Below are 23,991 nucleotides of genomic sequence, written 5' to 3' on the forward strand. Positions count from 1 at the left end.
TCTGTGGGCCGATTATGCTGACCTTACATACCAAACTGAGCGACCTGAGTGCTGCCGGACAGATTGCAGCGCAACTGGTACTGCCTTACGAACTGCGCGAGAAATGCCGCTTGCGCGCCACGCTCGACAACGGCGAAGAAGTGGCGGTGTTCACCGTGCGCGGCACGGTGCTGCGCGATGGCGATCTGCTGACGGGCGAAGACCGCCGTGTGATCCGCGTGGTAGCCGCGTCCGAACCCACCTACACCGTCACCTGCGCCGATGCGCAAGCCTTGCTGCGCTGTGCTTTCCATCTGGGGAATCGTCACACGCAGGCGCAGGTGGGCGATGGCTTCCTGCGCATCCGTGCCGACGCCGTGCTGAAGGAAATGCTGCTGGGGCTGGGCGCCACGGTGACGGAGCAGCAGGCGCCGTTCGAGCCGGAGGCGGGCGCCTACGGCGGGGGGCACGGCCATCACCACGAAGCTGGCCAGCATAGCCATCTGCTGGCACCGGTGCCACTGCGCCAGAAGATTCACCGTCCCGGTGATACGCGCTGATGCAAGCCGCCGCTCTGCTGCACCTGCTGCAGTTTGCCAGCCCGGCATTGCCGATAGGCGCCTACAGCTATTCGCAAGGGCTGGAAGCGGCGCTCGAGCGCGGGCTGGTACACGATGCGGTCACGGCGCGTGAGTGGATAGTGCGGCATCTGCATGAAGTGGTGGCGGGCTGGGAAGCGCCCGTGTGCTGGCGCCTGATGCAGGCCTACACGCGGCGCGACTGGGTAGATGTGGCCATGTGGAGCGAGCGCTTTATCGCCTCGCGCGATAGTGCCGAATTCCGCGCCGAGACTATCCAGATGGGTTTTTCCCTGAGCCGGCTGGTGGCGGAACTGGGCTTCGTCGACGATGAAATGCTGGCCCACTTGCCGGCACACAGCGAAGTGGCGCTGCCCACAGCTTATGCCTGCGCTGTGGCCGCGCTGGGCATACCGCACGATGCCGCCTTGCTGGCCATGCTGTTTGCGTGGGCCGAGAATCAGGTGCTGGTGTGCGTGAAGTCGGTGCCGCTGGGGCAGGTGGCGGGCCAGCGTCTGCTGCTGTCGCTGCGCGCCGAGCTGGAAACGGCAGCGCGCCACGCCCAGAGCGTGCCGGATGAAGAAATGAGTAACTGGGCACCGGGCCTGTCGCTACTGTCGGCCCAGCACGAAGTGCAGTACAGCCGTTTATACCGTTCCTAACGAGAGAGTGTTTATGAGTATTCCATCCAACCCCCTGCGCGTCGGCATCGGCGGTCCGGTCGGTTCCGGCAAGACAGCGCTGTGCGAAATGCTGTGCAAGGGTATGCGCGAGCGCTATGACATGGCCGTGATTACCAACGATATCTACACCAAGGAAGATATGGAGATACTGCTGCGCGCCGACGCGCTGCCGGCAGAGCGGCTGATGGGTGTGGAAACGGGCGGCTGCCCGCACACGGCCATCCGCGAAGACGCCTCCATCAATCTGGAAGCCATCGCACGCATGCAGGCTGATTTCCCCGCGCTCGATCTGATATTGGTGGAATCCGGTGGCGACAATCTGGCGGCCACCTTCAGCCCCGAGTTGTCTGACCTGACCATTTATGTGATCGACGTGGCCGGCGGCGAAAAGATACCGCGCAAGGGCGGTCCCGGCATCACCCGTTCCGATCTGCTGATCATCAATAAGACCGATCTGGCGCCCCATGTGGGGGCTGACCTTGCGGTGATGGCGCGCGACGCCAAGCAGCAGCGCGGCGCCCGTCCTTTCTTGTTCACCAATCTGCGCAGCGGCGAAGGCGTGCGGGCCGTGATCGACTTTATTCGCGTGCAGGGGCTGATGGAAGCCCGCGACGCTGCCTGAATCTGAAACTTGAGGAGTACTACCATGCATCTGCTACGTTTTATCGCGCTGGCCGCACTGACTATCGCCAGCAGCTATGCGCAAGCCCATGTGCAGGGCGGCGTGTGGCATAGCCACGGCTTTCGCGCTGGCTTGCTGCATCCGCTGACCGGGCTGGATCATCTGCTGGCCATGCTGGCGGTGGGGATCTGGAGCGTGCGCCAGAGCGCTACGCTGCGCCTGCCGCTGGGCTTTATCGCGGCCATGCTGCTCGGTGTGCTGACGGGCGTGGCCGGACTGTCGATACCGGGACTGGAAACGGGCATCGCGCTGACGGTGGCTTTGCTGGGTGTGCTGCTGGCCGCGGCATTGCGTTTGCCGCCAGTGCTGGCCGCTGCCATGCTAGGTGTGTTCGCCATATTGCACGGCAATGCGCATGGCCATGAACTGCCGGAAGTAGCCAGTACGCTGGGCTTGATGCTGTCGAGCGCGGGGTTGATTTATGCTGGCCGTGTGCTGGGCCATAAGCTGCCCATGCTGGCTGTGAAATGGACCGGCGCGGCGATTGCCGCTACCGGCACCATGCTGCTGGCGCTAGCCTGAGGCCAGCGCTGCCGGTGTGGCGGTACTTCAGGCCTGCTTCGATTTGGCAGCGTTGTCCTCGTCGGGACGGCGCTCCTGGAACACGATGGGCGCAGCCTTTTCCGGATACAGACCCTGACGGCCGGCGAAACCGGCGCGGATTGTGGCCAGATCGGTTTCCATATCGCCCGTCAGTTCAACGTGTTCGACCAGACCCAGCGACTTGGTAGCGTAATCGATGTAGACCAGTACCAGCGGCACCTTGGCTTCCAGCGCGAGGTGGTAGAAACCGCTCTTCCAGTAAGGGCGATAGCCGCGCGTGCCTTCCGGCGTAATGCCTACCCAGTACCAGTCGGCTGCATTCATGCGGGCCGCCTGCGTCTTGATGGTGCCACTAGGCGTGCCGCGCTCGACGGGCTCGCCGCCCAGCGAGCGGAACCAGTTGCCCAGCGGGGTCTTGAACAGGGAATCCTTGGCCAGCCAGCGGAACGGCAGGTCCAGCGCCCATTTGCCGAACAGGCCTACCATGAAGTCCCAGTTGGAGGTATGCGGATAGATCACGCAGATGCCGCGCGGGCCGGGCAGGGGGCGGAACAGCAGCTTCCAGCCGAACAGATGCAGCACGCGCAAGGCAGTGCGCTGGCCCCAGGTCGGCAGATCGGCCGGTTTTAATTGAAAATCACTCATTTGTTTGATCCCGTCGTTGTTTTAATTTATTTTCACTATTGACAGGTCGGCACATCCCTAGTCAAAAAAAACTGCGCAGGCATTCTATATTGATGCTCAGAACGCAGCAAGCAACTTGTTCTGGATTAAATGATAAGAACGAACTATTGCCATTTAAGCCAGTCGAACCGGCATGACTCCCCACTCCGCCATACTGTGCCTGGCGCTAGGCAAGGGCCTGCCTACCGCCGCGCTGGCACCAGCCTTGCGCGGCCATGTTGTGCACCATGTCGATAGCCTGAAGGAAGCCGAGCGCCTGCAGTTACTGCTGTCGGTACGGGTGGGCGTGCTGTTGCTGGATGCCGGCCTGTCTGAGCCGCAGGCTGCGCTGGAAGCCTTTCTGCTGCGTTGCTGGCAAGTGCGCTGGATCGCCGTGTTGCCGCCCAGCCTGCTGGCCCGGCCATATTGGCGCAGCCTGCTGCACACCCACTGCCATGATTTCCATACCATGCCAGCCAATGCGGCACGCTTGAACCAGACGCTGGGCCACGCCCAAGGGCTGGCGGCACTGGCGCCGCTGGTGCGTCAGGACAAGCCCGCGTTGCTAGCGCAGATGGTGGGGCGCAGCCCTGCGCTGACGCAGTTGCGTGGCCAGTTGCAGCGCGTGGCCGCGGTGCTGGCGCCGGTGCTGATTACGGGCGAGAGCGGCACCGGCAAGGAGCTGGTGGCGCAAGCCGTGCATGGGCTATCGGCGCGGCGCAGCGCACCGTTTATTGCCGTCAATTGTGGCGCCATGCCGGCCACGCTGATCCACGCCGAACTGTTCGGCCATGAGCGGGGCGCCTACACGGGTGCCAGCCGCGAACGGCGCGGCCTGATCGAAGCAGCGCAGGGCGGCACGCTGCTACTCGATGAAATCGGCGATCTGCCGCTCGAACTGCAAGCGAATCTGCTGCGGTTTTTGCAGGAAAAGACCATCTTCCGGCTGGGCTCGACGGCCAGCCGTCAGGTTGATGTGCGGGTGCTGGCAGCCACGCATGTTGATCTGGCGCAGGCGGTTGCGCGTGGCAGCTTCCGCGAAGATCTGTACTACCGTCTGAATGTGCTGGCGCTGGAGGTGCCGCCCTTGCGCGAGCGCCGTGATGATCTGCTGCCGCTGGCCGAGCATTTCTTCGAACGGTATGCCAGCGAACGCGCGAGCCAGTTGCGCGGCTTCAGCAAAGCGGCCGAGCTGGCCATCACTGCGCATGATTGGCCCGGCAATGTGCGCGAACTGCTCAATCGGGTCAGGCGCGCCATGGTGATGGCCGCAGGACGGCTGATCATGCCGGCCGATCTGGGGCTGGCCGCTGTGACTCCCGAGCGTGCCGCGCTCGCGCTCGATGATGCGCGCGTGCTGGCCGAACGTGCGGCGATTGCAGCCAGCCTGCTGGAGGCCGGCAGTAACGTGGCGCAGGCAGCGCGCCGTCTCGGCGTGTCGCGCATGACGCTGTATCGTTTGCTGGCCAAGCATGGCATTCCAGTCCGGTCACGTCAGCGTGACATGGGGCGCATGGCCCCGGACTAACTCTTCCCTATCCTTGCTCGACCTTCGCAGCATAGCTGGAGCGCGCGCTCTTGCGGCCGCGCCGCGGCGTGACAGCTTGTACTGTCGCTGTCACAGCCGCGTTACATGCTGCGTCAGATGCGCTGTTCCAAATTGCCGCAAGCGGCTTCAACACTGTTGAAATAACTCTGCAACTCAAGGACTTAGATAGACCGGCAAGCAGCTGGCACCGGCTTTGCCTTGTGGCGCGTATCGGGAGCAAGCAGGCCCGGTACACCTCTGTTGTTTCCCCATAACTTGTTCAAGTAGGAGTTAGTATGAAAAAAACCATGATAGCCACTGCGCTGGCACTGGCTTTTAGCGCCAGTATGGCCCAGACCACGACGCCGCCCACCAATACTCAGTCCGGCGCCGGTGCCCACGCGAACGATGCCTCGTCCGCAGTGCAGGATAGCAGCAACAATAACAACAACAGTAGTGGCGGGGCGACAGCCAGCCAGGTAGGGGCTGCTGCGGCGAATAACGGCGCCACAGCCACTTCGGCCGTGAGTGGTTCGTACAATACCTCCGCCGCCAATGCCAACAGCACGCTGAGCGGCAACGTGTCTGGCAATACCGTGCACGATATAGGCAATAGCGCAGCTAACAGTGCCGGCAGCGGCGGCGGTGCCGGCTATGGCGGCGTGGCAGGTAATGCCAGTGGCGGTTCGGCCAGTGGCACGGGTGGCTACGGTGGCGATAGCTATGGTGGCGCCGGCGCGGCGGGCGGTAGTGGTGGTAACGCCGCCAATGGCAGTGCCAGCAACGGTGCTGCCACGGCCGCCGGTGGTGTGGGCGGTGCCGGCGGTGCGGGCGGCTTTGCCGGCTCGGCGAGCAGCGGGGCCGGCGGCGCTGGCGGCATGGGCGGCACCGGAGGGGCTGGCGGTCGCGGGGCCGCAGCTCTAGGCGGGACTGGCGGTAATGGTGGTGCCGGCGGCATGGCCACCGGCGGTGCCGGGGGCGCCAATGGCGCAGCGGCCGGTGGCGCCGGCGGAATGACGGGCGCTGCCACAGGTAGTAATGGCGGCAACGGTGGTAACACGGGCAATGCCGGCAGTGCTGCCGGTGGCGCCGGTGGTGTAGCGGGTGTTGGGGGTGCCGGCGCAGGTGGCGGTGGTGCTGGCAGTGGTTCCGGCAGTGCCAGCAGCAGTGGCATGGGGGGGGGTGCCAGCAGTGGCGCGGGCAGTGCGGCCAACGCTAACGGCGTACCGGCTAGCAGTACCGGCGCAACTCCGCCTAGCCAGACCGCCAGTGCGGGCAGTGGTAACGCTGCGGGCGGCAATGGCGCTGCCGGTAATGCCACCAGCAGCACGGGCACTGCCACGGGCGGCGCGGGCGGCAGTGGTGCGGCCGGCGGGGCTGGCGGCGCCGGTGCGGCAGCTACGGCGGGCAGTGCTACGGCCGGCAATGGTGCGGCCGGGGGCGCAGCTAGCAGTGGTGCTGGCGGTGCTGGTGCAGCGGCCAGCCAGACGGGCGGCGCAGGTGCCACTGCCAGCACGGGCAATAGCGGTGCCGGTGGTACGGGCGGCGCGGCCAGCAGCACGGGTGCCGCAGGTGGTGCTGGTGCAGCAGGCGGCAATGGTGCAGCCAGTGGCAACGCCAGCAATACCGCCGGCAATGGCGCAGCTGGTGGTACAGCCGCCGGTGGCACGGCCAGCAATGGGAATCCGACCAATGGCAGTTCCACCGGTGGTGCAGCCGGCGCAGGCGGTGCGGGTGGTGGCGGTAATCTGGCCGGCGCAGGCGGTAGCGGCGGTGGCAATACGGCAGGTGCGGCAACGGGTGGTGCAGCTAGCGGCGGAACTGGCGGTGCGGGCGGCAATATCTCGGTAAATGCCGGCACCTTCAATATGTCCAATGCCATGAGCAATGTGGGCCAGTCGGCTGCCGGTGTGATGGTGGTGGCACAGAATAGCGGCATTGCTTCGCTGGTCCAGCAAAGTGTGAACGTGCAGGCCAATCTGGCAGTCGGTAAATAAACCTCAGGCGGGCCGCGTAGCGGAGGGCGTGGCCCGCTCCGCGATAGGGAGTTGCGATGCAAACATACTTGGGAGTGCATGCAGGGCTGCTGTGGCTGGTGCTATCGGGCGCAGCCGCTGCGCAGCAGCAGGAAGTAGCGGTCAAGGCACAGGCGCGCAGCGTGGCGGACGCTGCGCAGGAAGGCGTGGTTGCAGTGCCTGGGCTGCCGATGGCACAGGGTTCAGGGACATCCACGCTGTCGGGCTGGCGGCCGCTGGCACAAGCGGCGCTGGCCGATAAGCGGGCAGGCAGCGATACGGTCAGCAATAACATGGATGTGGCAGGCTCCGTCAGCGGCAATGCCGCCATCAATGTGGTGACGGGGGCGAATGCCATTTCGGCGGCTTCGTTCGCCAATGCTGCCGGTTTGCCTGTGGCGATACAGAACTCGGGGGCGAATGTGCTGATTCAGAATGCCACCATCATCAATGTGCAGATGCGATGAAAACCTCTGCGCTGATTTCCTTTGGAGTGGGGGCGTTGCTGCTTTGCGCGGGCACGCGGCCTGCAGTGGCGGCCGATCTGGCCTTGCCCGGCGGTGGCAGCGTTAGCGTAGCCGTGACGGATATGAAGGCGGCGCGCTTTCTCACCACGGTGCATCAGCAGACCGACTTCAGTTGCGGCTCGGCGGCGCTGGCAACGCTGCTGACCTTTCACTATGGCCGGCCCACCACGGAGCAACAAGTGTTCGACGCCATGTACGCTCAGGGCGATCAGCAGCGCATACGCCAGCAAGGTTTTTCATTGCTGGACATGCAGCGCCTGCTGGCCAGTCAGGGGCTGATTGCTGATGGCTACCAGCAGCCGCTGGACAAGCTGGAGCAGGCAGGGTTGCCGGCCATCGTGCGCATCGTCGAGCAAGGCTATGCCCATTTTGTCGTGATCAAGGGCATACAGGGCGGGCGGATACTGCTGGGCGATCCGGCCAGCGGTACGCGCGCCATGAGCCGCGTCGCGTTCGAGCGGATCTGGCAGGATGGGCTGCTGTTTGTGATCCACGAGTGGCCCGGTCAGCCGCGCTTCAATCTGGCGACGGACTGGCGGGTGGTGCCGCAAGTGCGTCTGGCTGGGGCGATGAGCGATGTGATACCGGCCATGTCCGTGCTGCCCAAGACGGGCAGCGGCAATTTCTGAAGGAGCTGCCATGCATGGTCGGCGCAAGATCTTTCCGTGGTACTGGCTGGCTCTGGCCTTGCCCGCGTGCTGGCCGGCACCGGCAGCCTCCTTGCCGGACGACTGGCAGCCTGTGAGTGCCGCGCAACTCGATGAAGCACGTGGCGGCTTCGAGCTGGGCAACGGGCTGCAAGTGAGCTTAGGTGTAGAACGTTTGGTTTCGATCAATGGCGGTGTTGTAGCCAGTAGTCGGTTTGGCTATGCAGATGTGACAAAGTTGAGCGCTGCGGAGATCAGCACAGCCAGCATGGCGCTGGCCGGCATACGGGTGCAGGATGGCGGCGTTTTAGCGCTGCCGGATAACCCCGGCGCCCTGCTGATCCAGAACAGCCTGAATGATCAGGCTATCCGCAGCCAGACCACCATCAGCACCACTGTCAGCAATCTGGCCATGCTCAAAAGTCTGAACTTTGAAGGAGTGCTGAGAGCAGCTCTGAGCGCGGCAGTGGGACCCAAATGAACACCAGCGCGGAGAGCAGGCATGCCGAAGTTACATCTGTGGGTAGCAGCATTGACATGGGCGGCGGGCGCACTCGCGCACGCTGAAGACAGTACGGCGCCGGCCGTTGCGCCTTTGTTCGAACAGCCGGGTGTACTGACGCCGCGCGGCCAGATCATCGTCGAGCCTTCGGCCCAGTTCGGCTACTCGTCGAGCAACCGCGTGGTGCTGGTGGGCTACACCATCATTCCGGCCTTGCTGATCGGGCTGGTGGACGTGCGCGAAGTAAAGCGCAATACCGTTACCGGCGCGCTGACGCTGCGCTATGGGCTGGGGCGCCGCGCCGAAGTCGAATTGAAACTGCCTTATGTTTACCGTTCCGATTCCACGGTGAGCCGCGAGCTGTTCACCGGCACAGGTGTTGACAGAGTGTTCGAAACCAGCGGCAAAGGCGTGGGCGATGCCGAGCTGGCCGCGCGCTACCAGCTCAATCAGGGCGGCAATGACAGCCCGTATTATGTGGCGGGCTTGCGTTTCAAATCGCGCACGGGCAGGGACCCGTTCAGTGTCGTGACGGATTGTACGCGGCGCTGTGTCGGTACCGATGCCACCGGCACGGGTCTGCCGCTGGATTTGCCGACGGGTTCGGGTTTCTATGCCATCCAGCCCAGCCTGACATGGCTATATGCCAGTGACCCCGCCATCCTGTTTGGCGGCGTCAGCTATCTGTACAACTTCAAACGTCACAATGTGAACCGGCGCGTGCTGGCCGGTGAAATGGAGCCACTGGGTACGGTTGCGCCCGGTGGTGTGTTCGGCTTCAATTTCGGCCTGGGGCTGGCGCTCAACGACAAGGCCCTGATCAGCTTCGGCTACGACCACAGCTCGATTGCGCGCACGCGCCAGAATGGCTTGCCGGTGCCCGGCTCCGTACGCACCCAGCTCGGCACTTTGCTGATGGGGCTGTCGTACCGGCTCAGCGCCAAACGTAGCATCAACGTGGCCATAGGTGCAGGGCTGACGCGCGATACGCCCGATGTCCAGCTATCCGTACGCATGCCGATTTCGTTTTAGCAACCGGCAAACACAGCAATGAAATTTGCGGTATCGTAGCGTTTCTTTTCCCAAAAATAATAAGGAGCGCCATGATCCCGTTTAAATTTAGCCGTTCTGCTGCTGTGCTGGCTGCCATGGCGGCCGTGACTTCGCTGGCGCAGGCCGCCGCGCCCATGGCCAAATTCCAGGCGCCCGGCTTCTATCGCACCACGCTCGGTGATTTCGAAGTGACGGTGCTGAACGATGGCACCGTGGATCTGCCCGTTAACAAGCTGCTCAAGCAGCCAGCGCAAAAGACCGATGCAGCGCTGGCCAAAGTGTATGAGCACAGCCCGCTGGAAACCTCCGTCAACGGCTTCCTGATCAACACGGGCAGCAAGCTGGTGCTGATCGATACGGGCGCCGCCAGCCTGTTCGGCCCGACGCTGGGCCGTCTGCTGAGCAATCTGAAGGCATCCGGTTACCAGCCTGAACAGGTGGACGAGATCTACATCAGCCATATGCATAGCGACCACGTGGGTGGCCTGTCGTCGAATGAACAGCGCGTGTTCCCGAACGCCGTCGTGCGCGCCGGTAAGCTCGATGCCGACTACTATCTGAGTCAAACGAATCTGGACAAGGCCGGACCGGAAGCCAAGGATGGCTTCCTCGGCGCCATGGTGTCGGTCAATCCCTATGTGAAGGCGGGCAAGTTCCAGCCTATCGTGGCCAATACCGAGCTGGTACCGGGCGTGCGTTCCTACTTCAATGGCGGCCACACGCCGGGCCACATTACCTACGTGGTGGAAAGCAAAGGCCAGAAGCTGGTGCTGCTGGGCGACCTGCTGCACGTGGAAGCCGTGCAGTTTGCCAATCCCGGTGTCGGCATACAGTTCGACACGGATAGCAAGATCGCGATTGTCGAACGCAAGGAAGCCTTCGCCGCTGCCGCCAAAGATGGTTACCTGATAGGCGCGCCCCACCTGCCATTCCCGGCACTCGGCCATGTGCGCAAGGCAGGCAAGGCTTATGAGTTCATTCCGGTGAATTACACGCAGCCGCGCTAATTAGCGTACCGTCGTAAAAAAGGGCTCAGTGCAAACTGAGCCCTTTTTGCTTAGGCCAGTGCCGGATAGTCGGTATAGCCTTGCGCCGTGGCGCCGTAGAAGGTGGCCGGCTGCCAAGGGTTGAGTGCAGCATCCTGCTGCAGGCGCTGCACCAGATCCGGATTGGAAATGTAGTCCTTGCCGAAAGCCACGGCATCAGCTTTGCCCGAGTCGAGCAGGGCTTGTGCGCCGGCCTTGTCGAGTTTTTCGTTGGCGATGTAGACGCCGCCGAAGGCCTGCTTCAGCAGCGGGCCCAGGCTGTCTTCGCCCACGGCTTCACGCGCGCAGATGAAGGCGATCTTGCGCTTGCCCAGTTCCTGCGCGACGTAGCCAAAGGTGGCGGCCGGATTGCTGTCGCCCATGTCATGCGCATCGCGGCGTGGTGCCAGATGCATGCCGACGCGGTTGGCACCCCAGACTTCGATGCAGGCATCGGTCACTTCCAGCATCAGGCGGGCACGGTTTTCGATAGTGCCACCGTAGTTGTCAGTACGCTGGTTGGTTTTATCCTGCAGGAACTGGTCGAGCAGATAGCCGTTGGCGCCGTGGATTTCCACGCCATCGAAGCCGGCTTTCTTGGCGTTCTCAGCACCGAGCTTGTAGGCCGCAACGATGCCGGCCAGTTCTGCCGTTTCCAGTGCACGCGGCACAGGGTAGGGGCGTTCCGGACGCAGCAGGCTGACATGGCCTTGCGCGGCAATGGCGCTCGGTGCTACCGGCGCGGCGCCGTCGAAGAAGCTGGGATCGGAAATCCGGCCCACGTGCCACAACTGGGCGAAGATGCGGCCACCGGCAGCGTGCACGGCCGCCGTCACCAGCTTCCAGCCTGCTACCTGTTCGTCCGACCACAGGCCCGGAGTGTTTTCATAGCCCACGCCTTGTGGCGTGACGGCCGTGGCTTCGCTCAGGATCAGGCCGGCGTTGGCGCGCTGGGCGTAGTACTCGGCCATCAGGGCGTTCGGCACACGGCCGCCGCCGATGGCGCGGGCGCGCGTCAGGGGTGCCATAACGATACGGTTTTTCAGCGTCAGATCGCCGATGGTGATGGGGTCGAACAGAGTGGCCATGAGAGGTTCCTATAGTGTCATTTGAGCGATGAAGGCCGCGATGGTCTCTTCATTGCGTTTAAAGTAATTCCACTGACCCACCTTCTGGTTGGTGATCAGGCCCGCCTTGAGCAGGATGGCCAGATGCGCCGACACGGTGGACTGCGATAAACCGGTCTGCTGGTCGATCAGACCGGCACACACGCCCAGACTCAGTGGATGCTGCTGTGCTGCGAAATACACCTCGGGCTCCTTCAGCCACGCCAGTATCTGGCGCCGCATCGGGTTGGCGAGGGCTTTATGGATAGCGTCTATGTCCATCTTCTTACCTCGGGCTATGCTAGGTCCTATATGCATCGCATTTTTCCGATTTCAATATCGGAATTCTACGATATGTAAAAAATTTCTGCTCAGTGCGCTGAAATGGTTTATTTTATGGCTATCTTATTCAAAAATTAATCACGCCATGAGTAACCATTATCTCGATGTGGCGCTAGGGCTATCCGCCACTTATCTGGCGCTGAGTCTGCTGTGCAGTGCCAGCCGCGAAGCCATCGCTTCGCTGTTCCAGAGTCGCGCCAAAATGCTGCTCGATGGCGTGCTGACCCTGCTGTATGAACCGGCCGGCCTCGCGCTGTTGCGTGGCATCCTACCATCACTGCGGCGGCTGTTGCGGCGCGAGGGCGGTTTCGACCTGCGCGGGCTGGGCAGCGATTCGCTGGCGGCCGCCGTCATGAGCCATCCGCTGATCACAGGGCAGGCGCAGGCCGGGCGCATGCCTTCGTATATTCCTTCCACCATGTTTGCCCGCGCAGTGATGGATACGCTGCAGCAGCGTTATGGCCGCCAGACCAGCGCGCGCAGCTTGCTGGCGCAGTTGAACAATCCGGCCTTGCAGCGCACCTTGCTGGCGCTGCTGGGCGAGGCTGACGATCTGACAGCGCTGGAACAGGCGCTGTGCAATTGGTATGACACGGTCATGGCACGTACCACGGGCTGGTACAAGCGGCGCTCACAGAGTGTGCTGTTCGGCATCGCGCTGGTATTTGCGGTAGCCCTGAATATCGATACGCTGGCACTGAGCCAGCGCCTGTGGAGCGATGAGAATACGGCGCAGCAGAGCGCCGAGCTGGCAGCCCAGATGTCGGCCCAACTGACAGCCCAGATGGCGGAACAAGCAGCGGCGCAGGCCGCAGCGCAGATGGGCCAACCGCAGCCACCGTCCGAGCCGGCAGCGCCGTCGCCGGCCATGCTGGGCGCGGCCAGTGCCCAGCTCAATAGCCTGCCGATAGGCTGGCCGTCCGCGCGGCTGGGCCATCTGGCGCAGCAGAGTACTGGCGCGGCGGCGGGCGCCGTGCTGCTGACCGCACTGGGCTGGCTGCTGACGGCGTTTGCCGCCTCGCTCGGTGCGCCGTTCTGGTTCGACGGTGTGGGCTGGCTGCTGGCCTTGCGCGGCACGGGTGCCCGTCCGGCCAGCAGTGTGTCAGGCCAGGGCGCGCAGGGCCAGCGCTAGGACGGCCGGCACGGTCTGGATGAACAGGATGGAGCGCTTGACGGTGATCGCGCCCCAGATACCGGCCACCGCCACGCAGCACAGACCGAATACGGTGAACGCGGCGCCCGTGGCGGCATCGGGATGCAGCCAGCCTACACATAGCGCGGCCACCAGAAAGCCGTTGTAGCAGCCCTGATTCGACATGGCAGGCCGCATCAGCTCCGCCTTTTCCTGCGACAGTCCGAACACGCGCCGCCCGCGCGTGGGGAACAGCACCGTCTCCAGCAGCACGATGTAGACGTGAATCAGGGCGACCAGCGCCGTGACGATGTGGGCCAGCAGTTGCATGTTGTCTCCGTTAGCAATATTGAAGAATGATTATGTCTGCTCGCGGCGCAATGGGGAAGCTCCCAGCGTTGTTTTTCCGGCAGTGCTATAGTGCGCGCAACATTGGAGAACTTTATGACGTGGATAGCACTGATATTGGCCGGCCTGCTCGAAGTGGTGTGGGCAGTTGGTCTGAAATATACCGAAGGCTTCACCCGCCCACTGGCTACAGCCGGTACGCTGGCCGCCATGGCGGGCAGTGTGGGCTTGCTCGGGCTGGCCTTGCGCGGGCTGCCGCTAGGGACGGCATATGCCATCTGGACCGGCATAGGCACGGTAGGCACGGTCATCTTCGGCATCGTCGCGTTGAACGAACCGGCCAGCGCCTTACGCCTCGGCTGCATCGCCATGATCATCGGCGGTATCGTCGGCCTGAAACTGACTACAGCCTAGGCTCACTCAGCTCGGCCTGCGCCCGTGCCGTCAGTACGGGCGATTCAGAAATCCGGGTTGCTGCGGCACAGGTAATACCATTCGCAGTTGGCGCCGGCGGCTGCATCGGGAAACAGGATGCGCCCGTCGAAAGCGGCCAGTTCCACCGAACCATCAGCGCGTACGCCTATCTGCTGACCGGCTCGCACAGGATCGAAGCTGGCCCATGGCCGGCTGAAGACATCGTCGGCCTGCTGTTTGTCCACCACGGCCGCCATGCTCAGCGCTTCCATCTGTTCTGCCGCTATCGGTTCGGGTACGGGGCCATCGATCAGACCGAGGAAGGCCAGCGTATTCAGAATGGCGCGGTAGCCCACTTCGGGCGCCTGCGGATCGTCGTGCTGGCCGCATTCGAGTGTGAGGGCATAGCCGCCCGTGCTGCGCATGTATTCCGTCGTGCCCATGCCATAGCGCAGCACTGTCTGCAGTTCGCTTTGCTGGCGCAGGCGGCGCTGCACCCCGGCGCCGTAGGTACGCAACCAGCCATCGACGAAGCGCCGCACACCGAGGCGGCGTGCCAGCGCGCGCTCCTGCTGTTCGTGGCGGAACGGTTCCAGCGGGCCGTCGTTGTTGCGCGGGCCGACCATCACAAACGGTTCGCTGTGCGCATTGAAGGAGTGCAGATCGAGCAGCACATCATGGCGTGCCAGCAGCGGGCATAGCCAGTTGGCGATGCGGTCCTCGAAATCCTGCGGCACCTCTTGCGGGAACAGGTTGCGATTCAGATTGCGCTCGCCGGCCCGTTCGCCTTTGGCATAGGCAAGCGGATTGGTGACCGGCACCAGCGTCAGGCTGCCGCGCCGGATCAGCAGGCTGCCTTCGTCGAGCATGGCCAGCACGCGGCGGATCGCCTTGGTGCCGCAGGTTTCGTTGCCATGTACAGCGCCTGTCACGATCAGGCGTGGCCCCGGCAACTGGCCGCTGTACTGGTGGGAGATATATTGCAGGTGGTCGCTGGAGTTCATGCGCGCTGGAATAGTATGAGGATAGCGGCTTTATACCATGGCGCCGCAGCGCTATGCCAGCGGCACCGAAGCCTATGCCGCCGTGCCATGCTTTGCTATGATCCGCGCATGACTACGACCGCTACCGCGCGCAATGCCGGACTCGATACCCTGCGTGCACTGGCCATTGCGCTGGTGTTTGCCAACCACTATATGCTGTTTGTCAGCGGCGCGCCCACGCTGGGCTGGTTTGGCGAGATAGGCTGGAGCGGCGTCGATCTGTTCTTTGCGCTCAGCGGCTACCTGATCGGCAACCAGATACTGGGCGCGATCCGACGCGGCCAGCAGGGCAGCAGCCGGTTCTCTCTCGGCCGCTTCTATGCACGGCGGCTGTTACGCACACTGCCCAATTTCTACGTGGTGCTTGCGCTGTTCGCCTGCTGGCCGTACTTCCGCATGGATCTGGTGCTGCCGCCGTTGTGGCAGTTCCTCACCTTTACCCAGAATATCGGCCTGCAGCCGGGCACCGCGTTTTCCCATGCGTGGTCGCTGTGCGTGGAAGAGCAGTTCTATTTCCTGCTGCCGGCGCTGGCCTTGCTGATCGCTGCGCGCCGCAAGTCGCTGCTGTTGGCATGGCTGGCCGTGGCTGGTGTGCTGATTGCCGGTATGCTGATCCGCAGCCATCTGTGGACCAGCTATGTGGCCGCTGCGCCGGAAGGCAGCCGCGTGTTCTATACGCTGATCTACTATTCTTCGCTGTGCCGCTTTGACGAACTGGTGGTGGGGGTGGCACTGGCCCTGCTGAAAAACTACCACGCCGCACTGTGGCTGCGCCTGACGGCGTACGGCAACTGGCTGTTGCTGGCCGGCGGTGTTGCGCGGGCGCTGGTGTGGTCGCACTTCCTTGAAGACCATTATGGCTATGCCATGACAGTGTATGGCTATCCTTTGCTGGCGTTTAGTTACGCGCTACTGCTGCTGGCCGCGCTCAGTCCGGGCGCCTTGCTGCAGAAATTGCGCATACCCGGCGCGGGCGCGATTGCGCTGTGGTCGTATGCGATCTATCTGGTGCATAAGACGCTGTGCATGCTGCTGCGCGCGCCCTTGCAGGCGCAGGGCTGGGAGCCCGATCACTGGGTCACGGTATTGCTGATGGCGGCGGCCAGCGTGTTGGCGGGTTTCCTGCTGTACCAGCTGGTGGAGCGGCCCTTCATGGCGCTGCGCGACCGCTATGTGCCCAGCCATGAGGTAGCTCGCGTGCAGCTCGCCGCGGCCTGAAGCCTAGTTCAGATCGATCACGTCGAAAGGCGACTGCATATCACTGAGGAAGGCCATCAGATTCAGCGCCCGTTCCGTCATGTCGGCGTGGCGGGTGGCCGCAACGGCGGCACGCAGGCCGGGCAGCACTTCCATGATGTGCGGGCTATCGTAGGCCTGCACCAGCAGCGCAGCCAGTTCGCTGGCGCGGCCACGGTTGTTGCGCATGCGTTCTTCCAGTATTGAAAGCAGGGTACGCTGCATGCGCGGCGTAGGATTGGTGATGTAGCCGAACACCAGCGGCGTATTGCTGATGGCGTCGCACAGACGCTGTTCGATCTGTTCCGGCTTGACGTCGGAAGCGATGTCGAAATACGCGCCCTGCCAGCGCGTGCGCTCGTACAGATGGCCGGCGGGGAAGGACTCGGCCGTTTCAAAGCCGAGCAGGTGACTGAGCCGGCGCAGCCAGCGGAGTAGGGTGGGCATCATGGCGGCATTGTAGCCTGAGATGCCCGCCCCTGCTGCGGTGGCTGGTTTTGCAAATTACTGCGCTGCCTGTTCGCCCAGACGGCCGGCGCGGAAGTCTTCCACTGCCGTATGCAGTTCGGCCTGCGTATTCATCACGAACGGGCCATATTGCGCAATCGGCTCGTTCAGCGGTGCGCCGGCCACCAGTATCAGCCGCGTGGCCTCACTGGCATGCACGCGCAGACCATCGGCTTGCGGACTATTGGCCAGTATCGCCATGCGTCCGGTTGCCACTTCCTTGTCGCCGACCTGTGCTGCACCCTGATAGGTGAAGACAAAAGCGTTGTGGCCGGGCGGGATGGCCTGCTCGAAGCTGGCGCCTGCGGGCAGGTGGATATCCAGATACAGCGGCTGCGTCACGGGGCGCTGTACGGCACCATCGACGCCATGGCTGCTGCCGGCGATGACTTTTACTGCCACGCCATCGGGCGTGGTGTAGGCCGGCACCTGATCGCCATTGAAGTCGCGGTACCATGGCTGGCACATCTTGTCCTTGGCGGCCAGATTGAGCCATAGCTGGAAGCCCGACATCAGGCCTGCTTCCTGCTCCGGCATCTCCGAGTGAATCACGCCACGGCCGGCCGTCATCCACTGCACGCCGCCATTGGTCAGCAAGCCTTCGTTGCCGGCGCTGTCCTTGTGGCGCATGCGGCCTTCCAGCATATACGTCACCGTTTCGAAGCCACGGTGCGGGTGGCTGGGGAAGCCGGCGATGTAATCGTTGGCCTGGTCGCTGCCGAAGTTATCGAGCATCAGAAAAGGATCGAGCCGGCGTTGCAGCGTCTGGGTCAGGATGCGGTTGATCTTGACGCCCGCGCCATCCATGACGGCCTGGCCGGTGATGATACGTTCGACACTGCGTGTCTGAGTGACTGCTTGCGTCATATTCTGCTCCTTGTTGGTTTATACCAGAATGGCGTTGATTTCAGCTTCGGCCTGCGCCTGCGCTTTGGCGACAGCTTCAGGACCCATGCCCATGCCTTCGGCGAAGACGTACTGTACATCGCTCAGGCCCACAAAGTTCAGGAACATCTTGATGTGTGCCAGCTGGGTGTCGGTCGGTGCATCGCGATGCAGGCCGCCACGCGACAGTGCGACGTAGACTTTTTTGCCGGTCAGCAGACCGACCGGACCCGTGGCCGTGTATTTGAAGGTGACGCCGGCGCGGGCGATCGCATCGAACCAGCTTTTGAGCTGGGTGGTGATGCCGAAGTTGTAGGTCGGGGCGCCGATCACGATCACGTCTGCGGCCTGCACCTGGGCGATCAGTGCATCATCGAGCGCCACGCGGGCTGCCTGTGCGGCGCTGCGCTGGTCGGCCGGGGTGAACAGGGCGCCCAGTGCAGCTTCGTCCAGCACAGGGTGAGGTTGGCTGGCCAGATCGCGGCGCTGTACGCTCGCTGGCGGGTTGGCGGCGCGGATTTTGGCAACCAGAGCGTCAGCCAGACGGGTGGATTCGGAACCGCTGCTGCGGGCGCTGGAATTAATTTGCAGGATGTTCATAAAGCCTCCGGTGTAGTGTCGTCGTTGATGATGTTGGGTTCGGTGCTGCGATGGAGGTACTTTAGCAGTTCCATATTCATGCCAGAAGCCGTTAAAATGGATAACATTAATCCATCTATGGAACAATCATGGACATCGATCCGGCCGATCTGCTGTTGTTTGCCCGTATAGTCGAGTGCGGCAGCTTCAGTCTGGCTGCGCAGCGCGTGCAGTTGCCCAAATCCACCGTGTCGCGCCGTATCGCGCTGCTGGAAGCCCAGCTGGGCGAGCGTCTGCTGTTGCGCACCACGCGCAAGCTGACGCTGACGGAATTCGGTGCCAGCCTGCTCGAACACGCGCGCCGCGTAGCGGAAGAAACTGCACAGGCGGGGGCGCTGGCCCAGCACCGGCAAGGCGAACCGAGTGGCCTGCTGCGCGTCTCGATGCCGGCCGATTTCGCCAGCCAGACCATGGGCCTGCTGATGGCGCGCCTGCTGCGCGACTATCCGGCCATTTCGCTGGAGCTGGACCTGTCGCCGCGCCGGGTTGATTTGCTGGCCGAGAATTTCGATCTGGCCATCCGCATGGGTAATCTGCCTGATGATGCTTCGCTCGCTGCGCGCGCGATTACCACCAGTTCGATTGCACTGTATGCCGCGCCCGAATATGCGAGTTTGCGCGGCCTGCCCGAGCATCCCGATGAACTGTTCCAGCACGATTTACTGAGCCTGCCGCCACGTCAGGGCAGCATGGTGCACTGGACGCTGGTGCGTGGCAAAACCCGCTGGGAGCGCGATCTGCCCGTGCGCTTGCAGGCCAACTCGCCGGAACTGCTGGTGCGCATGGCCGCTACTGGCATAGGCATTGCTACCTCGACGCAACTGATAGCGGGAGAATTACTGAGGACGGGAAAACTGGTGCGGGTCTTGCCCGAGTGGGCCTTCCCGCCGGTGACGGCGTGGGCGGTGTTCCCCGGGCGCCGGCTGATGCCGGCCAAGACCCGGGTATTCCTCGACCTGCTGCAAAGCGTGTTCGACGCGCAGGCCGGGCGCACTGTCTAGCGCTTAGCGGCAGTTGGCCATGGTTTCGCCCAGCTGCACGGCTGCTGCCGGCTGCCACGCCGGATTGAAGCCCAGTACATCTTTAGGGAACAGCATGACGACGGTGGAACCGAGCAGGAAGCGGCCTAGCTCATCGCCTTTTTTCAGCACGATCTGCTGGTCGTCGTACTGCCATTCGCGCACGTGGCTGGAGCGGGGCGGGTTGACCACACCGTGCCAGACGGTAGCCATGCTGCCGACGATGGTGGCGCCTACCAGCGTCATGACGAACGGGCCATGGGCGGTCTCGAACACGCAGACCACGCGCTCGTTACGGGCAAACAGGCCGGGGATGCCGCGTGCCGTGGTGGGATTGACGGAGAACAGGTCGCCCGGCACATAGATCATGCGGGTCAGGCGGCCATCGCAAGGCATGTGGATGCGGTGGTAGTCGCGCGGGCTCAGATACAGATTGGCGAAGCTGCCGTTGCGGAATTGCGCGGCCAGTTCGGCATCGCCGCCTACCAGTGCGGTGGTGCTGAAGTTATGGCCCTTGGCCTGAAAGATCTGGTCATCATCGATGGCGCCGAACTGGCTGATGCGGCCATCGACCGGGCAGATGAAATCAGCGTTGGCCAGCGGCCGGGCGTCGGGACGCAGGGCGCGGGTGAAGAATTCGTTGAAGCTGGGGTAGTTGCGGATGTCGGGGTCGAGCGCTTCGTCCATATTGACGTTGTAGCGACCGACGAACCAGCGGATCAGCGCCGTGGTGCGGCTGCCGCCGCGGGCATTGGCCACACGGCCAGCGAAATTGGTCAGCGCTCCTTTGGGGAGCAGATACTGCGGCAGCACGGCAAGACGGTCGGACACGATGGCGGATTCCTACAAATGAAGATGGCGCATTATAGCGCTACATCTGGCCGCCATTGTGCCGCTTCGAGGGCAGCTTCAGTTTTGGCGCTTGCTGCGCAGGCGCCGTGCCAGCGCGAGCACGGCCAGACCCAGCACCAGCATGCTGGCGCTGGCCGGCTCCGGTACCGGCAGGGGCAGGCTGTCGTTACCTGTGCCGCCACCGCCGCCGCCACCACCTCCGCCACCGTCGCGTCCGGGGTTGTGCCAGCCACCATCCGGGCTATCCCAGACGCTAGGTGCATGGCCAGGCTGGCGGTTGCGCTGCGCGTCATCCGCTACGGCCAGTTCCACGCTCGCTGGCAGTGCTGCGGGCGTCAGGTCGAATTCCTGCAGGGGCTGTGGCGCAGCGGGCAGTTCGGCCGTACTTGCCGGCAGGCCTGCGCGCAATGGTGCGGCCTGCGGCTGCATCCCCTGCAAGCTTGCTATGCGCGTGCGTGGCGGGCTGACCGGGGCACTGTTCTGCGGCGTACCGGCAGCCCCGCCGCCATAGCCGCCGCTGCGCGTGCGCGGCGCTGCTGCCAGCCGGGTGATGCGGCTGATATTGCCGCAGATTCTAGGCACCAGTATGCAGACCGTGCCTACGCAATACACTTGCGCTGGCTCTTGCCGGCTGGCGCTCCAGCCGCTGCGGGTGACGCTGGCGCAGACCGAGGCGGCACCGAAATGCATGGCGCGGATCTCGGGGGCGTACTGTTCGCGCCCCGTAATGGCGTCACGCGTGATGATGACTTTGTCGTCCGCCTGGTTCTCGGCCATGCGGCGTTTGAGCGTGCTGGCCACGGCGGGCGGGATGTCGGTATAGCGGTCGATGGCGGCGGCGATGCTGCCACGATAGGGATTGCGTCCCGGGTGGTCCCAGGAACAGGGTTCGGTAGCGGGGGCGACGCTGGCACTGGCCAGCGCAAGAGCGAAGGTAATCGACATAGTTGTGCGCAATGCGAAGTCAGCGCGGACAGCCCGGGCCTGGCGGCGCGGGCCTACCGTCATGCAGACAGGCGGGTGGTGGCGAGAGCAATCAGAATACGTTTCATGGCGAGCGCGATACAGGGGGTGAAATGTCTTGAGTTGGACAAACTAAAGTGGCATTTCAATAATAAGTGTTGCCCTAATCAAAGGGCAAACCACCAATCCTGACCGGATGTGACCAGATGTGACATTGCGCTTGCCGGACTACACCGGTTCGGCCTCTTCGACGCTGATTTCGGCGGCAAAACAATAGCCGACGGCATGCACGGTTCTCAGCGGCAGTTCCTGGCCTAGCTGGCGCAGGATCTTGGCGCGCAGGCGGCGCACCAGTGTATCGAGCGAGCGGCTGCTGGAATAATCGTCGCGCTGGTACAGCCGAGCCAGAATGCTGCGCTTCGGCACAGCGCTGCCCGGTTGGGCGGCCAGCAGTTCGAGTAGCTGCAATTCCTTCTGGCTCAGGGTCACGGCCGGCGCATCGTCGAGCCGCAGCTCCCACAGGGTAGGTGATATATGCCAGTGGCCACCTGCCAGCGTGGCTGGCGCTGCGGGGGCTGCTGCCGCCTGCAGGCGCGCGCCCAGGCTGTGGATCACGGCGGCCAGCTCGCGGCAGTCGACCGGCTTGACCATGAATATATCGGCCCCGGCCTGATAGCCGCGCAGCTTGTCGTCGATGGTGCTGCGCGCCGTTAGGATGATGATGCCCATGGCGGTGTTCGCGCGCGCATATTCGGCCAGCACATAGCCTTCCTGATCCGGCAGGCCGACATCGATCACGGCCACCCGGAACTGCCGGTTGGGCAAAGCCTGATAGAACTCGGCGGCATTGCGTACCGCGCAGACGGGGATGCCGTGCAGCTCCATCCATTCCACCACGCTCTCGCGCAAATCAGGGTCGTCTTCGACCAGTATCACGTTAATGGCTGCGCTCAAGCGGCATTCTCCTGCGCGGGTAAAGGTAGGGTGATGGTGACGGCCGTGCCGCCTTCGGGCCGGTTGGCCAGTCCCACGCCGCCTGCATGCTGGCTGACGATGCGTAGCACCAGATACAGCCCCATGCCGCTGCCGGACACTAGCCGCGTGCGGCTGCCGCGATAGTATTTGCCGTACACCAGATCGAGTTCGTGTTCCGGTATGCCGGGGCCTTGATCGCTGATCTGTATGCGCAGGCTGTCGCCCTGGCTGCCCATCTGTATGCGCACCTGGCCACCTGCAGGGCCGTATTTGATGGCATTGTCCAGCAGGTTGAGCAAGGCTGTCTTGAGCAGCGCGCGGTCGCCGCTCACGCTGTATTCGTGGGCGCTATCGAGCACGATCTGCGGGTTTTTCTCGCTCCAGAATTCAGCTGCTTCGCCGGCGATGTTGCGCAGCAGTTCGGAGATATTGAACAGCTCCCGTATCGGACCGATCTTGCCGTCTTCGCGGGGATCGCTGCAGACAGCCGTTTCGGCCACTTCCACCAGCCGGCCGACGGCACGCTGCATTTTCTCCAGGTTCGGTTGCGTGGTGGTGCTGGCGCCGCGCAGCTTGTTATGCAGAATATCGAGGTTGGTGCGGATGATCGCCAGCGGCGTGCGGTATTCGTGCGAGAACATTTCGACGAAACGGGTCTGGGTTTCCAGCGCATCCTGGCGCGCATCGAGCGACAGCAGCAACTGGTCCTTGATGCGCTCGAAATACAGTAGCAGTAGGGCAGGGAAGAACAGCACGGTGCCGGCCAGCGGTAACAGGTAGACCAGCACGACATTGAGTTGCGAAAAGTCGTCCGGCGTGGTGACTGCCATCTGCGCAGTCAGCATGACGAGGCGGGCGCCGTGGCCCGTCAGCAGCAGGCACAGGCCGGCGATGGCCATGCGGCGCGCATAAGCGTGGCGCTGGCTGCTGCCATCATTGGCCCGTACCAGCAGGGTTTGCAGGCAGAGCAGGAATACCAGTATCAGGCTGGCGCTGCTAAACAGCAGGCGATGGGCAAACGTCGCTTCGAAACCGATCAGCAGCGTGTAGCCTATGGTGAAGGCCAGGCACAGGGCGTAGCCACTGTGGCCGGTACGGCGGCCGTAAAAGGCCCGCATGCCGGCCCAGACCAGTACGCAGGCAGAAAATAGCAGCACATTGCCGATGATCAGCAGCATCCCGGGCGGGCCGCCCGCGCTGAAAATAATCAGCGTCAAACCAGCCGCACTGCAAATGCCGAATTGCGCCCATAAACGGGTATAGCGCTCGGTCGGCGCCGCAAAATAAACCCCGACCATGATGATGGAAATACATAGCTGGGTAATGGCGAGAGCGAGACTGGCGGTGGGCGTATCCATAGCGGCAAGAGTATGGCCGTATGCCGGAATGGCATGCGGGACCGGCAATGTAGCACTGTTAGGGATTTTATTGCATAAATAAATTAATCGCTGCACCGCAGCATCGCAACTCTTTCCACCCGTGCTCCGGTGATTTATGCGGGTGATTCAGTAATAGTCCGACATTGCGCTGGCGTATTGCAGAAATATTATCTTCGTACTGGAAATGGCAGAATTTGCTGATTATATTGATATTTATCGATTATTGATGTGACTCAGTAATTGAGCTTATGGTAAATTTCGCCCATGGGATTTTTTTCTGGAAAATCTGCCGTAATTTATAACCGACTCTGCCGATAAGAAGGAAATAAGATGACAACCTATCAGGAATACAAAGCCAAGATCGCTGAACTGGAAACTCTGGCTGAAACCGCGCGCAAGAATGAGAAAACCGCTGCGATAGAACAGATACACTCCATCATGCGCGAGTATGGCCTGACGGTTGCCGATCTGGGCTCGGGCAGCAAAACCAAAACCGGCAAGAAGCGTGCACCGGTGCCAGCCAAATACCGCGACAGCGCTACCGGCCAGACCTGGACGGGCCGTGGCCGTGCGCCGAAATGGCTGGAAGGTAAAAACAAAGAGCAGTATCTGATTAAATAAAAGTTACTACGCTACTTAAACAGCGGGTTTATAGTTGCTATAAACCCGCTGTTGTCGTTTTAGCCATGGGATGTCCGTGATGAAGTCCGCCATTAAGTCTGCAGT

General features: G+C 62.8%; 28 protein-coding genes. 16 read left to right on the plus strand and 12 right to left on the minus strand.

Features of this window, described 5'->3' with window-relative positions; translation table 11 throughout:
- The first annotated feature begins 14 nt into the window (after nt 1-14).
- Genes ureE through GM655_RS07115 form a run of 4 tightly spaced genes read left to right on the plus strand, consistent with a single transcriptional unit; the run spans nt 15 to nt 2,444 of the window.
- Nucleotides 15-539, plus strand: coding sequence for an urease accessory protein UreE (ureE, locus tag GM655_RS07100; RefSeq protein ID WP_155433829.1), 525 nt, complete (start codon nt 15-17; stop codon nt 537-539).
- The gene (locus GM655_RS07105) at nt 539-1,219 is read left to right on the plus strand and encodes an urease accessory protein UreF (RefSeq protein ID WP_155433830.1); all 681 of its coding nucleotides are present in this window, start codon (nt 539-541) and stop codon (nt 1,217-1,219) included. Before ureE ends, GM655_RS07105 begins: the two co-directional genes overlap by 1 nt.
- Nucleotides 1,220-1,232: 13 nt before the next feature.
- Nucleotides 1,233-1,862 carry an urease accessory protein UreG gene (gene ureG / locus GM655_RS07110; protein WP_155433831.1) on the plus strand — a complete coding sequence of 210 codons (630 nt, stop codon included), beginning with the start codon at nt 1,233-1,235 and terminating at the stop codon, nt 1,860-1,862.
- 24 nt (nt 1,863-1,886) lie between these two features.
- Nucleotides 1,887-2,444 (plus strand): HupE/UreJ family protein, encoded by a 558-nt coding sequence (locus GM655_RS07115; protein ID WP_155433832.1) that lies wholly within the window; start codon nt 1,887-1,889, stop codon nt 2,442-2,444.
- Nucleotides 2,445-2,471: 27 nt separating this feature from the next.
- Here the strand turns inward: GM655_RS07115 and GM655_RS07120 are convergent, their stop codons facing one another.
- Nucleotides 2,472-3,110, minus strand: coding sequence for a 1-acyl-sn-glycerol-3-phosphate acyltransferase (locus GM655_RS07120; protein ID WP_155433833.1), 639 nt, complete (start codon nt 3,108-3,110; stop codon nt 2,472-2,474).
- Between the two features lie 172 nt (nt 3,111-3,282).
- On the opposite strand from GM655_RS07120, the gene GM655_RS07125 reads away from it, so the two are divergent.
- The 7 genes from GM655_RS07125 to GM655_RS07155 all read left to right on the plus strand — a co-directional run bounded on the left by GM655_RS07125 (nt 3,283) and on the right by GM655_RS07155 (nt 10,407).
- Entirely contained in the window at nt 3,283-4,656 is a 1,374-nt protein-coding gene (locus GM655_RS07125) for a sigma-54 dependent transcriptional regulator (RefSeq protein ID WP_155433834.1), read from the plus strand.
- 296 nt (nt 4,657-4,952) lie between these two features.
- Nucleotides 4,953-6,653, plus strand: coding sequence for a hypothetical protein (locus tag GM655_RS07130; RefSeq protein ID WP_155433835.1), 1,701 nt, complete (start codon nt 4,953-4,955; stop codon nt 6,651-6,653).
- A 56-nt stretch (nt 6,654-6,709) separates the two neighbouring features.
- Nucleotides 6,710-7,138, plus strand: a complete 429-nt coding sequence (locus GM655_RS22930) for a hypothetical protein (protein WP_229632405.1) — start codon at nt 6,710-6,712, stop codon at nt 7,136-7,138.
- Nucleotides 7,135-7,827, plus strand: a complete 693-nt coding sequence (locus tag GM655_RS07140; protein ID WP_155433836.1) for a C39 family peptidase — start codon at nt 7,135-7,137, stop codon at nt 7,825-7,827. The genes GM655_RS22930 and GM655_RS07140 overlap by 4 nt, the downstream gene beginning before the upstream one ends.
- A gap of 10 nt (nt 7,828-7,837) precedes the next feature.
- Entirely contained in the window at nt 7,838-8,326 is a 489-nt protein-coding gene (locus GM655_RS07145; protein WP_229632406.1) for a hypothetical protein, read from the plus strand.
- 21 nt (nt 8,327-8,347) lie between these two features.
- Entirely contained in the window at nt 8,348-9,379 is a 1,032-nt protein-coding gene (locus tag GM655_RS07150) for an acetate kinase (RefSeq protein ID WP_308807396.1), read from the plus strand.
- Nucleotides 9,380-9,450: 71 nt separating this feature from the next.
- Nucleotides 9,451-10,407 (plus strand): MBL fold metallo-hydrolase, encoded by a 957-nt coding sequence (locus tag GM655_RS07155; protein ID WP_155433837.1) that lies wholly within the window; start codon nt 9,451-9,453, stop codon nt 10,405-10,407.
- Between the two features lie 50 nt (nt 10,408-10,457).
- Here GM655_RS07155 and GM655_RS07160 read toward each other — a convergent pair whose 3' ends face one another.
- A complete protein-coding gene (locus tag GM655_RS07160) occupies nt 10,458-11,513 on the minus strand; it encodes an alkene reductase (RefSeq protein WP_155433838.1) in 1,056 nt (351 codons plus the stop codon).
- A 9-nt stretch (nt 11,514-11,522) separates the two neighbouring features.
- Complete coding sequence (locus tag GM655_RS07165) at nt 11,523-11,813, minus strand: ArsR/SmtB family transcription factor (protein ID WP_155433839.1); 291 nt, start codon at nt 11,811-11,813, stop codon at nt 11,523-11,525.
- Nucleotides 11,814-11,958: 145 nt separating this feature from the next.
- On the opposite strand from GM655_RS07165, the gene GM655_RS07170 reads away from it, so the two are divergent.
- The gene (locus GM655_RS07170) at nt 11,959-13,005 is read left to right on the plus strand and encodes a hypothetical protein (protein ID WP_155433840.1); all 1,047 of its coding nucleotides are present in this window, start codon (nt 11,959-11,961) and stop codon (nt 13,003-13,005) included.
- Here GM655_RS07170 and GM655_RS07175 read toward each other — a convergent pair.
- The gene (locus tag GM655_RS07175; RefSeq protein WP_155433841.1) at nt 12,976-13,335 is read right to left on the minus strand and encodes a DUF1304 domain-containing protein; all 360 of its coding nucleotides are present in this window, start codon (nt 13,333-13,335) and stop codon (nt 12,976-12,978) included. The two genes, GM655_RS07170 and GM655_RS07175, sit on opposite strands and share 30 nt — an antisense overlap.
- 114 nt (nt 13,336-13,449) lie before the next feature.
- On the opposite strand from GM655_RS07175, the gene GM655_RS07180 reads away from it, so the two are divergent.
- Nucleotides 13,450-13,767 (plus strand): DMT family transporter, encoded by a 318-nt coding sequence (locus GM655_RS07180; RefSeq protein WP_155433842.1) that lies wholly within the window; start codon nt 13,450-13,452, stop codon nt 13,765-13,767.
- Nucleotides 13,768-13,811: 44 nt separating this feature from the next.
- Here GM655_RS07180 and GM655_RS07185 read toward each other — a convergent pair whose 3' ends face one another.
- Nucleotides 13,812-14,771, minus strand: coding sequence for a M14 family metallopeptidase (locus GM655_RS07185; RefSeq protein ID WP_155433843.1), 960 nt, complete (start codon nt 14,769-14,771; stop codon nt 13,812-13,814).
- 108 nt (nt 14,772-14,879) lie between these two features.
- Here GM655_RS07185 and GM655_RS07190 point away from each other — a divergent pair, with 108 nt between their 5' ends.
- Nucleotides 14,880-16,028 (plus strand): acyltransferase family protein, encoded by a 1,149-nt coding sequence (locus GM655_RS07190; RefSeq protein WP_155433844.1) that lies wholly within the window; start codon nt 14,880-14,882, stop codon nt 16,026-16,028.
- 3 nt (nt 16,029-16,031) lie between these two features.
- Here GM655_RS07190 and GM655_RS07195 read toward each other — a convergent pair whose 3' ends face one another.
- Genes GM655_RS07195 through GM655_RS07205 form a run of 3 tightly spaced genes read right to left on the minus strand, consistent with a single transcriptional unit; the run spans nt 16,032 to nt 18,038 of the window.
- Nucleotides 16,032-16,496, minus strand: coding sequence for a hypothetical protein (locus GM655_RS07195; protein WP_155433845.1), 465 nt, complete (start codon nt 16,494-16,496; stop codon nt 16,032-16,034).
- A 54-nt stretch (nt 16,497-16,550) separates the two neighbouring features.
- Entirely contained in the window at nt 16,551-17,420 is an 870-nt protein-coding gene (locus GM655_RS07200; RefSeq protein ID WP_155433846.1) for a pirin family protein, read from the minus strand.
- An 18-nt stretch (nt 17,421-17,438) separates the two neighbouring features.
- The gene (locus tag GM655_RS07205) at nt 17,439-18,038 is read right to left on the minus strand and encodes an FMN-dependent NADH-azoreductase (RefSeq protein ID WP_155433847.1); all 600 of its coding nucleotides are present in this window, start codon (nt 18,036-18,038) and stop codon (nt 17,439-17,441) included.
- 128 nt (nt 18,039-18,166) lie between these two features.
- On the opposite strand from GM655_RS07205, the gene GM655_RS07210 reads away from it, so the two are divergent.
- Nucleotides 18,167-19,078, plus strand: a complete 912-nt coding sequence (locus GM655_RS07210) for a LysR family transcriptional regulator (protein WP_155433848.1) — start codon at nt 18,167-18,169, stop codon at nt 19,076-19,078.
- A gap of 3 nt (nt 19,079-19,081) precedes the next feature.
- On the opposite strand, the gene asd is transcribed toward GM655_RS07210, so the two are convergent.
- The 4 genes from asd to GM655_RS07230 all read right to left on the minus strand — a co-directional run bounded on the left by asd (nt 19,082) and on the right by GM655_RS07230 (nt 23,244).
- Entirely contained in the window at nt 19,082-19,927 is an 846-nt protein-coding gene (asd, locus tag GM655_RS07215) for an archaetidylserine decarboxylase (RefSeq protein ID WP_371866726.1), read from the minus strand.
- A 78-nt stretch (nt 19,928-20,005) separates the two neighbouring features.
- Nucleotides 20,006-20,893, minus strand: coding sequence for an MHFG family PEP-CTERM protein (locus GM655_RS07220; protein ID WP_155433849.1), 888 nt, complete (start codon nt 20,891-20,893; stop codon nt 20,006-20,008).
- Between the two features lie 246 nt (nt 20,894-21,139).
- On the minus strand, nt 21,140-21,865 hold the full coding sequence (locus GM655_RS07225) for a response regulator transcription factor (protein WP_155433850.1): 726 nt from the start codon (nt 21,863-21,865) through the stop codon (nt 21,140-21,142).
- Complete coding sequence (locus GM655_RS07230; protein ID WP_155433851.1) at nt 21,862-23,244, minus strand: sensor histidine kinase; 1,383 nt, start codon at nt 23,242-23,244, stop codon at nt 21,862-21,864. The genes GM655_RS07225 and GM655_RS07230 overlap by 4 nt, the downstream gene beginning before the upstream one ends.
- Before the next feature lie 351 nt (nt 23,245-23,595).
- Between GM655_RS07230 and GM655_RS07235 the strand changes: the two genes are divergently transcribed.
- Nucleotides 23,596-23,886 carry an H-NS histone family protein gene (locus tag GM655_RS07235; protein WP_155433852.1) on the plus strand — a complete coding sequence of 97 codons (291 nt, stop codon included), beginning with the start codon at nt 23,596-23,598 and terminating at the stop codon, nt 23,884-23,886.
- The last annotated feature ends 105 nt before the right edge of the window (nt 23,887-23,991 follow it).

It is taken from the genome of Pseudoduganella danionis (assembly GCF_009720775.1).
Taxonomy (GTDB): domain Bacteria; phylum Pseudomonadota; class Gammaproteobacteria; order Burkholderiales; family Burkholderiaceae_D; genus Rugamonas; species Rugamonas danionis.

Excerpts from the sequence above, each read along its gene's own strand:
- GM655_RS07220 (WP_155433849.1), bottom strand. The coding sequence starts at position 20,893 with ATGTCGATTACCTTCGCTCTTGCGCTGGCCAGTGCCAGCGTCGCCCCC.
- ureG (WP_155433831.1), top strand. The coding sequence starts at position 1,233 with ATGAGTATTCCATCCAACCCCCTGCGCGTCGGCATCGGCGGTCCGGTC.
- GM655_RS22930 (WP_229632405.1), top strand. The coding sequence starts at position 6,710 with ATGCAAACATACTTGGGAGTGCATGCAGGGCTGCTGTGGCTGGTGCTA.
- GM655_RS07155 (WP_155433837.1), top strand. The coding sequence starts at position 9,451 with ATGATCCCGTTTAAATTTAGCCGTTCTGCTGCTGTGCTGGCTGCCATG.
- GM655_RS07175 (WP_155433841.1), bottom strand. The coding sequence starts at position 13,335 with ATGCAACTGCTGGCCCACATCGTCACGGCGCTGGTCGCCCTGATTCAC.
- GM655_RS07150 (WP_308807396.1), top strand. The coding sequence starts at position 8,348 with ATGCCGAAGTTACATCTGTGGGTAGCAGCATTGACATGGGCGGCGGGC.
- GM655_RS07235 (WP_155433852.1), top strand. The coding sequence starts at position 23,596 with ATGACAACCTATCAGGAATACAAAGCCAAGATCGCTGAACTGGAAACT.
- GM655_RS07165 (WP_155433839.1), bottom strand. The coding sequence starts at position 11,813 with ATGGACATAGACGCTATCCATAAAGCCCTCGCCAACCCGATGCGGCGC.
- GM655_RS07180 (WP_155433842.1), top strand. The coding sequence starts at position 13,450 with ATGACGTGGATAGCACTGATATTGGCCGGCCTGCTCGAAGTGGTGTGG.
- GM655_RS07190 (WP_155433844.1), top strand. The coding sequence starts at position 14,880 with ATGACTACGACCGCTACCGCGCGCAATGCCGGACTCGATACCCTGCGT.
- GM655_RS07195 (WP_155433845.1), bottom strand. The coding sequence starts at position 16,496 with ATGATGCCCACCCTACTCCGCTGGCTGCGCCGGCTCAGTCACCTGCTC.
- GM655_RS07185 (WP_155433843.1), bottom strand. The coding sequence starts at position 14,771 with ATGAACTCCAGCGACCACCTGCAATATATCTCCCACCAGTACAGCGGC.
- GM655_RS07115 (WP_155433832.1), top strand. The coding sequence starts at position 1,887 with ATGCATCTGCTACGTTTTATCGCGCTGGCCGCACTGACTATCGCCAGC.
- GM655_RS07130 (WP_155433835.1), top strand. The coding sequence starts at position 4,953 with ATGAAAAAAACCATGATAGCCACTGCGCTGGCACTGGCTTTTAGCGCC.
- GM655_RS07125 (WP_155433834.1), top strand. The coding sequence starts at position 3,283 with ATGACTCCCCACTCCGCCATACTGTGCCTGGCGCTAGGCAAGGGCCTG.
- GM655_RS07230 (WP_155433851.1), bottom strand. The coding sequence starts at position 23,244 with ATGGATACGCCCACCGCCAGTCTCGCTCTCGCCATTACCCAGCTATGT.
- GM655_RS07145 (WP_229632406.1), top strand. The coding sequence starts at position 7,838 with ATGCATGGTCGGCGCAAGATCTTTCCGTGGTACTGGCTGGCTCTGGCC.
- GM655_RS07200 (WP_155433846.1), bottom strand. The coding sequence starts at position 17,420 with ATGACGCAAGCAGTCACTCAGACACGCAGTGTCGAACGTATCATCACC.
- GM655_RS07105 (WP_155433830.1), top strand. The coding sequence starts at position 539 with ATGCAAGCCGCCGCTCTGCTGCACCTGCTGCAGTTTGCCAGCCCGGCA.
- GM655_RS07120 (WP_155433833.1), bottom strand. The coding sequence starts at position 3,110 with ATGAGTGATTTTCAATTAAAACCGGCCGATCTGCCGACCTGGGGCCAG.
- GM655_RS07160 (WP_155433838.1), bottom strand. The coding sequence starts at position 11,513 with ATGGCCACTCTGTTCGACCCCATCACCATCGGCGATCTGACGCTGAAA.
- GM655_RS07205 (WP_155433847.1), bottom strand. The coding sequence starts at position 18,038 with ATGAACATCCTGCAAATTAATTCCAGCGCCCGCAGCAGCGGTTCCGAA.
- GM655_RS07140 (WP_155433836.1), top strand. The coding sequence starts at position 7,135 with ATGAAAACCTCTGCGCTGATTTCCTTTGGAGTGGGGGCGTTGCTGCTT.
- GM655_RS07210 (WP_155433848.1), top strand. The coding sequence starts at position 18,167 with ATGGACATCGATCCGGCCGATCTGCTGTTGTTTGCCCGTATAGTCGAG.
- GM655_RS07170 (WP_155433840.1), top strand. The coding sequence starts at position 11,959 with ATGAGTAACCATTATCTCGATGTGGCGCTAGGGCTATCCGCCACTTAT.
- ureE (WP_155433829.1), top strand. The coding sequence starts at position 15 with ATGCTGACCTTACATACCAAACTGAGCGACCTGAGTGCTGCCGGACAG.